The sequence below is a fragment of the Cellulomonas sp. C5510 genome (assembly GCF_019797765.1).
Taxonomy (GTDB): domain Bacteria; phylum Actinomycetota; class Actinomycetes; order Actinomycetales; family Cellulomonadaceae; genus Cellulomonas.
The window spans coordinates 243,233-256,634 of record NZ_CP081862.1 but is presented as its reverse complement, the minus strand read 5'-3'; the positions used below and the strand labels follow the sequence as shown (position 1 = coordinate 256,634).

Below are 13,402 nucleotides of genomic sequence, written 5' to 3'. Positions count from 1 at the left end.
GGGGCGGAATGTGACGGACCAGGACACGGTGGCGTGACACGCACGCGGTACCGTGTCCCCCAATTCGGACGCCGGAGGAGGGGAACGTGGCCGACCTGCTGCTGCTCACACCCGCGTCCGGCGGTTCGTCCCAGGTGCTGCCCGCACTCGGTCTGCTGTCGCACCGGGTGCGCGTCCTGCCGGTCGAGCCCTCGGCCCTGGTCGACGCGCCCGACGCGGACATCGTCGTGCTGGACGCGCGCCGGGACCTCGTGACCGCCCGCACCACCTGCCGCCTGCTGCGCGCGACCGGGCTCACCGTCCCGCTCGTCCTCGTGCTCACGGAGGGCGGTCTGACGGTCGTCACCGCCGAGTGGGGCGCGGACGACATCGTGCTGGAGAACGCCACGCCCGCCGAGGTCGAGACCCGGTTCCGGCTCGTCATCGAGCGCGCGGCGTCCTCGTCGTACGACGACCAGCCGCAGGAGATCTCCTCGGGCGAGCTCATGATCGACGCCGGCGGGTACACCGCGCGGCTGCGCGGCCGCCCGCTCGACCTCACGTACAAGGAGTTCGAGCTCCTCAAGTACCTCGTGCAGCACCCGGGGCGCGTGTTCACGCGCGCCCAGCTGCTGCAGGAGGTGTGGGGCTACGACTACTACGGCGGCACGCGCACCGTCGACGTGCACGTGCGCCGGCTGCGCGCCAAGCTGGGGCCCGAGCACGAGCAGCTGATCGGCACCGTCCGCAACGTCGGCTACCGGTTCGACCCTCCGAAGGACCGCCGCACCGGCGACCCCGGCCCCGCCTCACCCGCCGAGGTGTCCGCGGAGGCCTGACGGGGTGCGCGTCGTCACGGGCGCGTACGATCCCCGGCGGGGTGTGCCGGGAAGTCTGGTCGGCGCCCGTTCGTCGACCCCTGGAGCACCCGTGCCGCACCCGCCCGCCACCTCGCCCCGGTCCCCGCGCGCCGACCGGCCCCGGCTGTTCTCCGCGCTGACGCCCGGCGGCGAGCGCAACCTGCTCGACACCCTGCGGGCGGAACGCACCGGCGGCCTGCTCCTGCTGGCCGGCGCACTCGTGGCGCTGGTCTGGGCGAACTCGCCGTGGTCCGCCGCGTACGCCACGGTCTCCGGGACCGTGGTCGGGCCGTCCGCGCTGCACCTCGACCTCTCGCTCGCCGGATGGGCCACCGACGGCCTGCTGGCGGTGTTCTTCTTCGTCGTCGGCGTGGAGCTCAAGCGCGAGATCGTGGACGGCGAGCTGCGCCGGCTGCGGACCGCCGTGGTCCCGGTCGTGGCCGCGGTGGGCGGGATGGCAGCGCCCGCTCTGCTCTACGTGGCCGTGAACGCCGGGGCCGGGGGCGACACGCTGCGGGGGTGGGCGGTGCCGACCGCCACGGACATCGCGTTCGCCGTCGCGGTGCTCTCCGTCGTCGGGCGCAGCCTGCCGACGTCGCTGCGGGCGTTCCTGCTCACGCTCGCGGTCGTGGACGACCTGCTCGGCATCGTCATCATCGCGGTGGTCTACACCGACGCCCTGCACCTGGTGTGGCTCGGCGCCTCGCTGCTCGCCGTCGCGGCCTTCGCCGCGCTGGTGCGGGTCCGCCGCCGCGGGGCGACCGGAGCGGTGGTCACGGTCGCGCTGCTCGTGCTCGCGGCCGCCGCGTGGGCGCTGATGCACGCCTCGGGGGTGCACGCGACGATCGCCGGGGTCGCCCTCGGTCTCACCGCGCCCGCCCTGGCCCGGAGCGGTGAGCGGGAGAGCGTCGCGGAGCGGCTCGAGCACCGGTGGCGACCGGTGTCCGCCGGCTTCGCCGTGCCGGTGTTCGCGCTGTTCGCTGCGGGCGTGCCGCTGGCGGACGGCGTGCTCGGCGCCGCGCTCGGCGACCCGGTGGCCCAGGGGGTCGCGCTCGGGCTGGTGGTCGGCAAGCCCCTGGGCATCCTCGCCGCGACCTGGCTCGTCGCGCGCTTCACCCGCGCCGAGCTCGCACCCGAGCTGCACTGGCGCGACATCGGCGCGGTGGGCCTCCTCGCCGGCATCGGGTTCACGGTGTCCCTGCTCATCGGCGAGCTCGCGTTCGGTGCCGGCAGCCCGCACGACGAGCACCTCAAGGTCGCCATCCTGGTCGCGTCCGCGACCGCGGCGGTGCTCGGCGGCGGCGCGCTCGCGTGGCGCGACCGGCACCACCGGCAGGCCCAGGAGGACTCCCCGACGCGGTAGGTTCGGCTCCGATGACCGTCGACTCCTCCGCCCTGCTGCTCGAGGGCCCGTGGCGGCACCACTTCGTCCCCGCGAACGGCGCACGGTTCCACGTCGCCGTCGCGGGCCCGGACGACCGTGACGTGCCCCTCGTCGTGCTGCTGCACGGCCTGCCCGAGCTGTGGTGGGCGTGGCGGCACCAGCTGCCGGCGCTCGCGGAGGACGGCTACCGCGTCGTCGCGATGGACCTGCGCGGGACCGGCGGCTCGGACAAGCCGCCGATCGGCTACGACGTCCCCACCCTGACGCGGGACGTCGCGGGCGTGGTGCGGTCGCTCGGCTGCGACCGGGCCGTCGTCGTCGGGCACGGTGTGGGCGGCGGCGACGTCGCCTGGGCGATGCCCGCGTACCACCCCGACCTCACCCGGGGTGTCGCGGCCGTGTCCTCCCCGCACCCGCTGCTGCGCCGGGCGGACCCGCGCTCCGGCCTGCGCGCCCGCGCCGCGCGCCGGATGGCGGCGATCCAGCTCCCGTACCTGCCGGAGCGCTCGATGACCCGGGGCGACCTGGTGGCGCGCCTGCTGCGCGAGTGGGGCGGGCCCCGCTGGCCGGAGCCCGCCGCGCTCGCGCTGTACCGGCGCGCCGCGCAGGTGCCGTTCGCGGCGCACTCCGCCCTGGAGCAGGTGCGGTGGCTCTACCGCTCCGGCGCACGCGCCGACGGCCGCCGCCACGCCCAGGCCCTGCGCGCCGCCGCCCCGGTGCCGACGCTCCAGGTGCACGGCGGGTCCGACGGGTGCTACCCCGTGTCCCGCGCCATGGCCGACGGTCCCGTCGGACGGGCGCTCGGCTCGCAGTACCGGTTCGAGATGCTGTCCGGCGCCGGGCACTACCTGCCCGAGGAGGAGCCCGACCGGGTCACCGCGGTGCTGCGGGACTGGCTCCGCGACCTGGGCTGACCCGAGGCGGCCGGGCATGCCTGCCTAGCGGTCGCGGGGCGCGGGCGGGACGGGCGTCGGCGGCACAGTCGGCGGTGGGACGGGCGGCACCGCCACGCGGACGAGCGCCGACGGGCAGTCCCGCGTCAGCGGGCAGGTCGCGCAGTCCGGGCGGCGCGCGTGGCAGGTACGGCGGCCGTGGAAGATCAGCCGGTGGCTGAGCAGCGTCCACTCGGCCCGCGGGATCAGGGCCGCGATGTCCCGCTCGACCTTCACCGGGTCGTCCTCGGTGGTCCAGCCCAGGCGCCGGGCCAGGCGGCCGACGTGCGTGTCGACCGTGATGCCGGGGATCCCGAACGCGTCACCCAGCACCACGTTCGCGGTCTTGCGCCCGACCCCGGGCAGCGTCACCAGGTCCTCCATGCGCGGGGGCACCTCGCCGTCGAACCGCTCGACCACGGCCCGCCCGAGCCCCTGCAGGGAACGGGCCTTGGCCCGGAAGAACCCCGTCGGCCGGATCAGCTCCTCGAGCTCCGCCAGGTCCGCGCCCGCGTACGCCGCGGCGTCCGGGTAGCGCGCGAACAGGGCGGGGGTGACCTGGTTGACCCGCACGTCCGTCGTCTGCGCGGACAGCACCGTCGCCACGAGCAGCTCGAGCGGCGTCCGGAAGTCGAGCTCGCAGCGGGCGTCCGGCCAGCGGACGGCGAGCGCCCGGTTCACCCGGCGGGCGCGCCGGACCAGGGCGAGCGGCGGCCGGTCCACGGACGGCGCGGACGACGTCATCAGGCCAGCGTAGGTCCCCCCGGGGGAACGGGCTGGTTCCCCCGGGTGACCGAGGCGCGGTTCACACCCGCGACCGCTCAAGTCCGCGCCGGTGCACGTCGAACGACTGGGGGACGGCCCGCGACCCGCGGTCCCGAGGAGGACGGCGGAACGCATGACCCTGGCGGGCACGGCTGCGGAGCTCGTCGAGCTGCGCAGGCAGCGGAGCGCCCTGCGCCTGGAGCACCAGCACGTGGTCCGGTGGCGCCGCCTCGTCCGGGACCGCCTGGAGCTGGCCGTGGCCGCAGCCGCGCCGCCGCAGGCCCCCGGGGCCGACCCTGACGTGCGCGACCTGCTCGGTCCCGCCGGCGACGTCCCGCCCGCCGCCGAGCTCGCGGCGGCGGTGCGCGGCGCGCTCCCGATCGCCGAGGTCCAGGAGCTGCCGCGGCTCCGCGAGCTCGAGGGGCGGCTCGCCCGGTACGAGCATCGGCTCGCCGATGCCCTGCGCGAGCTGACCGACCGGTACATCGAGCAGCTCGCGCGCGACGTCACCGACGGCGGCACCCGCGCGCTCGGCGGGGCCGCACGCGCCCGATGAGGCAGACTGAGGGTCGTCACATCCCGGTCAGAAGGTGAGGTTCCTCCCGTGGAGGACGACGTCGTGCTCACGGCGCCCCTGTTCGCGAACATGGACCCCGAGGCGTCCCGGACGCTGCTCGCGTCGATGGCGCCGGTGCACGTCGCGCGCGGAGAGGTGCTGTTCCACGAGGGCGAGCCGGGTGACCGGCTGTACGTGATCCGCTCCGGCAAGATCAAGCTCGGCCGCCGCTCCTCGGACGGGCGGGAGAACCTGCTCGCCGTGCTCGGTCCGGGCGAGATGTTCGGCGAGCTGTCGCTGTTCGACCCCGGCCCGCGGACCGCCACCGCGACCGGTCTCGCCGACGCCGTCGTGCTGGAGCTCGGCCACGGCGACCTCATCCCGTGGCTCGAGCAGAACCCGACCGTCGCCAAGCACCTGCTCGGTGCGCTGGGCCGCCGGCTGCGCCGCACGAACGACGCGCTCGCGGACCTGGTGTTCTCCGACGTGCCGGGCCGCGTCGCCAAGGCGCTGCTGGACCTGTCGCACCGGTTCGGGCAGCAGACCGACGAGGGCGTGCGCGTCGCGCACGACCTGACGCAGGAGGAGCTCGCGCAGCTCGTCGGCGCCAGCCGGGAGACCGTCAACAAGGCGCTGGCCGACTTCGCCGCGCGCGGCTGGGTCCGACGGGAGGGCCGCGCGATCGTGCTGCTGGACCTCGAGCGGCTGGAGCGACGGGCGCGCTGAGCGACCGGCACCCTGAGCACGGCGCGCCGAGAGGCGCGCCCCGGGAGCGCGCCGGACACCGACGGCCCGGTCGCCCCGTGGGCGGCCGGGCCGTCGTGGTCCCCGGGGTGCGGAGGTCAGGCCTCGGGAGCGAGCTCGACGACGATCTCGACCTCGACGGGCGAGTCGAGCGGCAGCACCGCGACGCCCACGGCGGAGCGCGCGTGCACGCCTGCGTCGCCGAACACCTCGTGCAGCAGGGTGCTCGCTCCGTTGACGACGCCGGGCTGGCCGGTGAACGCGGGATCGCTGGCGACGAAGCCGACGACCTTGACGACCCGGACGACCCGGTCGAGGTCGCCCACCAGCGAGGCGACCGCCGCGACGGCGTTCAGCGCCGCGGTCCGGGCGAGCTCCTGGGCCGTCTCGGGCGACACCAGCCCGGGGCCCGCGCCCACCTTGCCGGCGACGGGCAGGGCACCACCGACGAACGGGAGCTGGCCGGAGGTGTGGACGTACGCGCCCGTCCGGACGGCGGGGACGTAGGCGGCGACGGGCGCGGCGACCTCGGGCAGCTCGATGCCGAGCGCCGCGAGGCGCTCGAGGACGCGCCCGGTCACTTCTCGCCCGTCGGGCGCTTGAGGTAGGCGACCAGCCCGGTCTCGGACTGGAGGACCTGGACGAGCTCCCAGCCGTCCTGACCCCACTGGTCGAGGATCGCCTTGGTCGCGTGCACGATGAGCGGGACGGTCGCGTACTCCCACGTGGTGGTGGCCATGACGCCACCCTAGCCCGGAGCCCGGCGCACCGGCCGGGCCGGCCGGGCCGCCGTCAGGTGGCCAGCGCCTGCGCCCGCGTCGCGTCGGCCTCGCCGACCAGCTCGTCGCGCCAGCACTCCACCTCGGGGCGCCTGCGGCGCAGCGCGCGGCGCTCGCGCTCCGTCATCCCGCCCCACACACCGAAGTCCGCCCGCGAGTCGAGCGCGTCGGCCAGGCACTCGAGGCGCACGACGCAGGAGGTGCACACGGAGCGCGCGTCGCGCTGCGCCGCACCCTCGACGAACAGCTCGTCCGGGCGGACCTTGCCCGACCCGCACGCCGCCCGCGCCGTCCAGTGGCCGTCCGGCCCCGCGATCGACATCGGCACTCCCTCGTCCCTGAGACACCGGGACGCGCCGGTGCGCCCGCCGGCACCCAGGTGCGACGACGGACGGTGCGGCAGTCCCCCCTGCACGGCGACCGTACCCGGTCGTGTCGTCCCGGGGCATCCACCGTTCGGTGGATCTGCCGTCGTCGCGGCCCGCGGCGCGCCATGTGCAGGTAGCGTGCAGGTCGACGTGCGCCCTGTGGACGGCGCGATCACGCGGGCCCTCCTCCCGTACCCTGGCGGGCATGGCTCCCTCCCCCTCGCCCCGCGGGCGGCAGGTCACCGTCGTGCAGGCGCTGGCGCTCCTGCTCGCCTTCGTGCTGACGGCGGGCGTCGGCGGGCTCCTGACGGCAGGCCTGGTGCTGCCCACCGTGGCCGTCGCCGACACCGCGACCGACCTCAGCATCGAGGCGTTCGAGGACCTGCCGAGCGAGCTCGAGCCGGGCCCCCTGTCGGAGAAGTCGACGATGCTCGCCGCAGACGGCACCGTGCTCGCCACCTTCTACTCCGAGAACCGCGTGGTCGTCCCCCTGGAGGACGTCTCCGAGTACATGCAGCAGGCCGTCATCGCCACGGAGGACAAGCGGTTCTACCTGCACGGCGGCATCGACCCGGCGGGCATGATGCGCGCCGCGGCCCGCAACCTGATGGGGAGCTCGCGCGAGGGCGCCTCGACGCTCACGCAGCAGTACGTGAAGAACGTCCTCATCGAGACCGCGGTCCGCGACAACGACCTCGCCGCCGCGGCCGCCGCCCGCGAGGCCGAGGGGACCGAGGGGTACGCGCGCAAGCTCCGCGAGGCCAAGCTGGCCATCGCCCTCGAGAAGCGGATGACGAAGGACGAGATCCTCGAGAACTACCTCAACATCGCGCAGTTCGGCGTCGCGACCTACGGCGTGGAGTCCGCCGCCCAGCGGTACTTCAGCAAGTCCGCCAAGGACCTGACGTACCTCGAGGCCGCGACGATCGCCGGCATCACCAAGAGCCCCAGCGCCCTCGACCCCGTGGACTACCCGGAGGACGCCCAGGGTCGCCGCAACGTCGTGCTCGGCCTGATGAGGGACCAGGACTACATCACGAAGGAGGAGTACGACACGGGCGTCCAGACGCCCATCGCCGACACCCTCCACGTGAGCGAGCCCCGCAGCGGGTGCATGTCCGCCGGCAGCGTCGTCGCCGGCTCCGGGTTCTTCTGCGACTACGTGACCCGTGTCATCGAGAACGACCCGGCCTTCGGCGAGACGCCCGAGGAGCGCCGCGAGCTGCTGCTGCGCGGCGGCCTGACCATCACGACGACGCTCGACCCGCGGCTGCAGACCTCCGCCGACGGCGAGGTGAAGGCCGGTGTGCCGGTGGACGACCCGACCGGCATCGGCTCGGCGATCTCGGTGGTCGAGCCCGGCACCGGTCAGATCAAGGCCATGGCCGAGAACCGGAACTTCAACAACTCCGCCGACGCCGCCGGCCGCGACACCTCCGTCAACTACAACACCTCGTACGACTACGGGGGTTCCACCGGGTTCGCCCCCGGTTCGACGTTCAAGCCGTTCACCCTGCTGGAGTGGCTGAAGCAGGGTCACAGCCTGAACGAGCGCGTCAACGGCTCCGTCCGCCCCTTGAACGAGAACCAGTTCACCGCGTGCGGGCAGAAGGGCATCAACAAGACCTGGACGCCCGGCAACGCCGAGGGCGGGCGCGGTGTCATGACCGTCGCCGACGCGACCAAGGGCTCCGTCAACCTGGCGTACCTGACGATGGCCATGCAGCTCGACCTCTGCAACATCATGGAAGGGGCCGCGCAGCTCGGCGTCGTGAAGGCCGGCGGGAAGTCCGGCACCGGAGCGTTCGACCCGTTCCCCGCCAACGTCCTCGGCTCGCAGTCGACGACGCCGCTCGCGCTCGCCGCGGCGTACGCGACCTTCGCCTCCGGCGGCACCTACTGCCAGCCGATCGCCATCACGAGCGTCAAGAACGCGAACGGCGAGGAGCTCGAGGTCCCGTCCGCCACCTGCACACAGGCCCTCAGCCCCGAGCTCGCCAACGCGATGAACTTCGGCCTGAGCCAGGTGTTCAACGGCACGGGCAAGACGATCGGCACGCCGCAGTACACCGCGTCCGGCAAGACGGGCACGACGTCGGAGAACGAGTACACCTGGTTCGTCGGCTACACCCCGCGCCTGTCCACCGCCGTGTGGGTCGGGTACCCGGACCGCTTCACGCCGATGCAGCACCTCACGGTGAACGGCCGGTGGATCACCTACATGTACGGCGCGACGATCGCCGGCCCGACGTGGAAGCGGTTCATGGACACCGCCCTGCTCGACGGGCAGCCCAACCCCGGCTTCGGCGAGCCCACCAGCGACTACGTCTACGGTCGCCCCGTCCCGGTCCCGTCGGTGGTCGGCCAGGACCAGGTGAGCGCCATCAGCACCCTCGAGGGCGCCGGCTTCGTCGTGTCGCTCACCGCCCCGGCCAGCTCCGACACCGTCCCGGCCGGTGCCGTGATCTCGCAGGACCCGGCCGGCGAGGCCGTGCTCGGCTCGTCGATCACGCTGACCGTCTCGAGCGGTCCGGCGCCCCAGGCGCCCGACCCGCAGGACAACGGCCAACAGGACGACAACGGCCCTGGCGGCGGGGGCGGCGAGGGCGGCGCGAACCCGCCCGGACAGAACGCCAGACCGTGACGCACCCCGCCGCCCGCACGCTCGGCGGCCTCGCGCTCGCCGGCGCGGGTGCCCTCGCCTGGGCGTCGCTGGTCGAGGTCCGCTGGTACACCCTGCGCGAGGTCACCGTCCCGGTGCTGCCGCCCGGTCAGGACCCGCTGCGGGTCCTGCACCTGTCGGACCTGCACCTGACCCCCGGCCAGCGCCGCAAGGTCGACTGGGTCCGTGACCTCGCGTCGCTGCGCCCCGACCTGGTGGTGGACACCGGCGACAACTGGGCGCACCTCGACGCGATGCCCGCGCTCCTCCACGCGCTGGAGCCGCACCTCGGCACCCCGGGGGCGTTCGTCTGGGGCTCGAACGACTTCGTCGCCCCGACGCCCAAGAACCCCGCCCGCTACCTCCTGCCCGACGCGCGGACGACGCGCCGCGAGCCACCCGTCGAGCTGCCGTGGCGCGAGCTGGGGCGCCGCCTGTCGTCCGCCGGCTGGGTCGACCTCACGAACCGCCGCGGCGAGGTGACGACCGCGGGGCGCCGGATCTCCCTGGTCGGCACCGACGACGCCCACCTCGACCGTGACCGGTTCCCCGTCGGCGGTGGCCCGGACGACGTCCGACCGGCCCGCGTGCGGGACGACGCCGGCGTGGCCCGCGCCGAGGGCGGCGACGTCGACCTGCACCTCGGCGTCACGCACGCCCCGTACCGGCGCGTCCTCGACGCGATGCACGCCGACGACGCCGACCTGGTGCTGGCCGGCCACACGCACGGCGGCCAGCTCGCGGTGCCCGGCTACGGTGCCCTCGTCACCAACTGCGACCTGGACCGCGGCCGGGCCAAGGGCCTGCACGGCTGGCCCGGCCCGCGCCCCGACGAGCGCGGCGGCGCCGACTCCACGTGGCTGCACGTCAGCGGCGGCCTCGGCACCTCCCCGTACGCGCCCGTGCGCTTCGCGTGCCGCCCGGAGGCGACGCTCCTGACCCTCGTCCCCGCCTGACCGGCGCGACGTCGGTCACACCCGGCGGCACCCGGCCCACCCGGTTAACGACCACCCCCCGACCTCGGCTATGCTGGGCGGGCTTCACCGGGGTGTGGCGCAGCTTGGTAGCGCGCCTCGTTCGGGACGAGGAGGTCGTGGGTTCGAATCCCGCCACCCCGACCGGTGATGTCGCAGCACGGCATCGGCGAAGGCCCGGACCGCACGGTCCGGGCCTTCGTGGTTCCCCGGCGCGGGGCGCCGAGACGGTCACGTGCCTGCGCGGCACCGAGCCCGTGGGCACCGGGCCCGTGGGCACTGTCCCACCGGCGGAGATCCGGCGGTGCCAAGTCGTCGGGCGGAGCCGCAGCCCGCGGCCGCGGCGCGCCCCGTCCCCCGGGTGGGGCTCAGCAGCCCGACCGGGTGCCCCGCCTGTCGGGGTCGGCACCGGGACGCTCTGCGTCCGAGCCGTCCGGCCCGGCGGCGCGCTCACCGGCCGGTGCCGCGTCGGGTCGGCCCAGGTCGTGCCGGCCCGCGTGGGACGCCTGCGCCCCGGCGGTCGGCGCCTCCGCGGCGCGAGGGGCGTCCAGGGCCGCCGTCGCGATGCGGAACCGGTCCCGCCCCGCCTGCTTCGCCCGGTACAGCGCGATGTCCGCCGCGGCCAACGCGCTGCCGGGCGGCGTCGTCGCCGTGACGCGCGCGATGCCCGCGGAGAACGTGACGCCGGTGCCCTCCTCCGCCCACTCGGCGCGCAGCGCGCGGAGCATGTTGACGGCCTGGACGGGCTCGGTGCGCGGCAGGACGAGCACGAACTCCTCACCGCCGTACCGGGCGGCGTAGTCGCGGCGGCGCAGGTGCTGGTCGACAGCGTGGCCGAATCGCTCGAGCACGTGGTCCCCCATCGCGTGGCCGTGCGTGTCGTTGACGTCCTTGAAGTGGTCGAGGTCGCAGATGACCACGCAGTCGCCCGGGCGCGCGGCGGCGAGCCGGTCGTCGAGCCCCCGGCGGTTGCCGAGAGAGGTGAGCGCGTCCGTGCGGGCGTCGGCGCGGAGCGAGCGGAGGATGGCGCGCTGGTAGGCGATCGTGAGCGCCAGCACCTGCGCGATCGCCCACCAGGTGATGCCGTACACCGCGAGCCGCACGACGACCCTGCCCCCCAGCGCCGTCACCATCGCGATGTAGGCGCACCACGCCATCGGCAGCAGCGCGAGGGCGTCCCTGCCGCGGTGGAACAGGCCGACGTAGACGAAGCAGAGCGGGATGAGGCCGAGGAAGGCCCCCGCGATCCCGGAGGTGGTCGGGCCCAGCACGCCGAGCGCGAGCAGCAGCACGACGGGGAAGGCGAGCGTCGCCCGGGAGCCCCGACGCCACGGCACCCGCAGGCTCACGAGGACCAGCAGCAGCATCGCGGTGGACGTGGAGGCGAGGACGACGAGCTCGTGCTGGTCGGCGCCGAGGAACACCGCGCCGATCACCACGACCGCGCCGGCGAAGAGCAGCAGGACCCGCCCGGCCGTGGCCGCGTCACCGCCGACGCGGAACGGCGCCGGGACCTGGGCGAGCAGGCGGACGACCACGGGCGCGCCGGTGCGCTCGCGGAGGTCGTCGGTCGCCGAGGAGGTCACAGGTGACCCATCGGCCGGAGAGGGCGCCACCTTCAGGAAGTGGTTGAGTCGTCCACAAGATCTGCGCGAGATGCTGCGGTCCGCCTCAGCGCCAGCGGAACACGCGCGCGGCGACCGGGACGAGCACGACGGTCCAGCCGGCCATCACCAGCAGCTCCCGGACCGGGACGCCGTCGCCCACCCACCCGGCCAGCATCGCCTGCGACCCGGCGCCGAGCGGCGTCCACGCGGCGATCCGCTGGACGGCCTCGGGCATGATCGGGAGCGGCAGCCACACGCCCGCGAAGAACAGCGAGACGACGTACAGCGTCATGCCGATGCCGTTCGCCGCCCCGGCGGTGGGCGCCCGCGCCGCGACGAGGGACCCGAGCCCGAATGTCGACGCCGCGGTGAGCAGGAACGCCGCCAGCACGACGCCGGGCCGCTCGGGCGCGCTCACGTCGACGACGAGCATGCCGAGCGTCAGCGTGAGCACGGCGGCGAGGAGCAGCGCCGCGACGTTCACGACGATCTGCGCGAGCAGGAGCCGCGACGGCGGCAGCGGTGTCGTCGAGAGCCGGCGCAGCACACCCTGCCCCCGGTACGTGGCGACGACCGTCGGGTAGGACGACAGCGCCACCGTCCCGACCGCGAGGGTCAGCACGATCGGGGTGTAGCCGGTGATCCCCGAGATCGTCGCGAGGAGGGGGTCCGACGGGTCGTACGGGGCGGATCCCGACGGCGTCGCGAGCCCGAGCACGGTCAGCAGCACGGCCGGGAAGAGCAGGGCGAAGAACACGGTGGCGGGATCCCGGAGCGCGAGGCGTGCCTCGACGGCGGTCACGCGGGCGAGGACGCGGGGACTGGTCGCGGACACCTCAGGCCTCCCGGGCGACGGGCCGGGCGTCCGCACCGGTGAGGCGGACGAACGCGTCCTCGAGCGTGGTCCGGCCGACGCGCAGGTCGTCCGGGCGGATGCCGTCGGCCGCGAGGACGACCATGACGTCCTGCACCACGTTGCCGGTGCCGCGGACCTCCAGCACGCCCGCCGGTCGCTCCTCGACGCCGGACACCGCGGGCAGCGCGCGCAGCACCGCGAGGTCGGGGGGCGACGACGGGCGGAAGACCAGCGACTGGTCGGCACCGACGCGAGCGGCGACCTCGGCGGGCGACCCCTCGGCGACCACCCGGCCGGCGTCGACCAGGACCACCCGGTCGCAGAGCCGCTCCGCCTCCTCCATGATGTGCGTGACCAGCAGGATCGTCACGCCGCGCTCCCGCACGCGCTCGACCACGGACCACGTGTCGCGGCGGGCCTGGGGGTCCAGCCCCGTCGTCAGCTCGTCGAGGACCGCGATCTCCGGGTTGCCGACGAGCGCGAGGGCGATCGACAGGCGCTGCTTCTGCCCGCCGGACAACGCGGCGAACCGCGTGCCGGCCTTGTCGAGCAGGTCCAGGTCGCGCAGCAGGGTCGACGGGTCGGCCGGGTCGTCGTAGAAGCAGGCGTACTCCTCGACCGCCTCCCGCACGGTGATGCGGGCCGGCAGCGCCGACTCCTGGAGCTGCAGGCCGACGCGCTCGCGCAGGGCCGCCCGGTCGCGCGCCGGCCCGCCCGGGTCGAGCCCGAGGACGCGGACGTCGCCGCCGTCCCGGTCGCGCAGGCCGCCGATGATCTCGACGGTCGTGGTCTTGCCGGCACCGTTGCGGCCGAGGATGCCGACGATCTCCCCCCTCTGGACGGTGAGGCCGACGTCGGCGACGGCCACGGTGCTGCCGTAGCGCTTGTGCAGGTGCTCCGCGTGGATCACGGGCTCGGTGCGGGTCATGCGGGTCG

14 protein-coding genes and 1 tRNA gene are annotated in these 13,402 nt (G+C 75.0%); 8 read left to right on the top strand and 7 right to left on the bottom strand.

Annotated elements, in window-relative coordinates:
* Positions 1-86 precede the first annotated feature (86 nt).
* The 3 genes from K5O09_RS01135 (at position 87) to K5O09_RS01125 (ending at position 3,137) form a co-directional block, all read left to right on the top strand.
* Positions 87-818, top strand: coding sequence for a response regulator transcription factor (locus tag K5O09_RS01135; protein WP_222171075.1), 732 nt, complete (start codon positions 87-89; stop codon positions 816-818).
* 91 nt (positions 819-909) lie between these two features.
* Positions 910-2,202: a Na+/H+ antiporter NhaA gene (nhaA, locus tag K5O09_RS01130; protein WP_222171074.1), complete on the top strand. Its 1,293-nt coding sequence runs from the start codon at positions 910-912 to the stop codon at positions 2,200-2,202.
* Positions 2,203-2,213: 11 nt separating this feature from the next.
* The gene (locus tag K5O09_RS01125) at positions 2,214-3,137 is read left to right on the top strand and encodes an alpha/beta fold hydrolase (RefSeq protein WP_222171073.1); all 924 of its coding nucleotides are present in this window, start codon (positions 2,214-2,216) and stop codon (positions 3,135-3,137) included.
* A 24-nt stretch (positions 3,138-3,161) separates the two neighbouring features.
* Here the strand turns inward: K5O09_RS01125 and nth are convergent, their stop codons facing one another.
* Positions 3,162-3,899, bottom strand: coding sequence for an endonuclease III (gene nth / locus K5O09_RS01120; RefSeq protein ID WP_222171072.1), 738 nt, complete (start codon positions 3,897-3,899; stop codon positions 3,162-3,164).
* Between the two features lie 154 nt (positions 3,900-4,053).
* On the opposite strand from nth, the gene K5O09_RS01115 reads away from it, so the two are divergent.
* Positions 4,054-4,476, top strand: a complete 423-nt coding sequence (locus K5O09_RS01115; RefSeq protein WP_222171071.1) for a hypothetical protein — start codon at positions 4,054-4,056, stop codon at positions 4,474-4,476.
* A 90-nt stretch (positions 4,477-4,566) separates the two neighbouring features.
* On the top strand, positions 4,567-5,202 hold the full coding sequence (locus K5O09_RS01110; RefSeq protein WP_222172500.1) for a Crp/Fnr family transcriptional regulator: 636 nt from the start codon (positions 4,567-4,569) through the stop codon (positions 5,200-5,202).
* A 116-nt stretch (positions 5,203-5,318) separates the two neighbouring features.
* Here K5O09_RS01110 and K5O09_RS01105 read toward each other — a convergent pair whose 3' ends face one another.
* From K5O09_RS01105 to K5O09_RS01095, 3 genes are read right to left on the bottom strand one after another with little or no spacing between them, the layout of a single operon-like run.
* Positions 5,319-5,801 carry a RidA family protein gene (locus K5O09_RS01105; protein ID WP_222171070.1) on the bottom strand — a complete coding sequence of 161 codons (483 nt, stop codon included), beginning with the start codon at positions 5,799-5,801 and terminating at the stop codon, positions 5,319-5,321.
* Positions 5,798-5,959: a DUF4177 domain-containing protein gene (locus K5O09_RS01100; protein WP_146837291.1), complete on the bottom strand. Its 162-nt coding sequence runs from the start codon at positions 5,957-5,959 to the stop codon at positions 5,798-5,800. Before K5O09_RS01100 ends, K5O09_RS01105 begins: the two co-directional genes overlap by 4 nt.
* Before the next feature lie 53 nt (positions 5,960-6,012).
* On the bottom strand, positions 6,013-6,321 hold the full coding sequence (locus K5O09_RS01095) for a WhiB family transcriptional regulator (RefSeq protein ID WP_222171069.1): 309 nt from the start codon (positions 6,319-6,321) through the stop codon (positions 6,013-6,015).
* Between the two features lie 251 nt (positions 6,322-6,572).
* Here K5O09_RS01095 and K5O09_RS01090 point away from each other — a divergent pair, with 251 nt between their 5' ends.
* The 3 genes from K5O09_RS01090 (at position 6,573) to K5O09_RS01080 (ending at position 10,147) form a co-directional block, all read left to right on the top strand.
* Positions 6,573-9,011, top strand: coding sequence for a transglycosylase domain-containing protein (locus K5O09_RS01090; protein ID WP_222171068.1), 2,439 nt, complete (start codon positions 6,573-6,575; stop codon positions 9,009-9,011).
* Positions 9,008-9,985: a metallophosphoesterase gene (locus K5O09_RS01085; protein WP_222171067.1), complete on the top strand. Its 978-nt coding sequence runs from the start codon at positions 9,008-9,010 to the stop codon at positions 9,983-9,985. The genes K5O09_RS01090 and K5O09_RS01085 overlap by 4 nt, the downstream gene beginning before the upstream one ends.
* Positions 9,986-10,073: 88 nt before the next feature.
* Positions 10,074-10,147: transfer RNA gene (locus K5O09_RS01080), tRNA-Pro, on the top strand.
* A gap of 224 nt (positions 10,148-10,371) precedes the next feature.
* On the opposite strand, the gene K5O09_RS01075 is transcribed toward K5O09_RS01080, so the two are convergent.
* The 3 genes from K5O09_RS01075 to K5O09_RS01065 all read right to left on the bottom strand — a co-directional run bounded on the left by K5O09_RS01075 (position 10,372) and on the right by K5O09_RS01065 (position 13,394).
* Positions 10,372-11,589, bottom strand: a complete 1,218-nt coding sequence (locus K5O09_RS01075; protein WP_222171066.1) for a GGDEF domain-containing protein — start codon at positions 11,587-11,589, stop codon at positions 10,372-10,374.
* Positions 11,590-11,674: 85 nt separating this feature from the next.
* On the bottom strand, positions 11,675-12,445 hold the full coding sequence (locus K5O09_RS01070) for an ABC transporter permease (RefSeq protein WP_255595954.1): 771 nt from the start codon (positions 12,443-12,445) through the stop codon (positions 11,675-11,677).
* Between the two features lies 1 nt (position 12,446).
* Complete coding sequence (locus K5O09_RS01065; protein ID WP_222171064.1) at positions 12,447-13,394, bottom strand: ABC transporter ATP-binding protein; 948 nt, start codon at positions 13,392-13,394, stop codon at positions 12,447-12,449.
* Between the last annotated feature and the right edge of the window lie 8 nt (positions 13,395-13,402).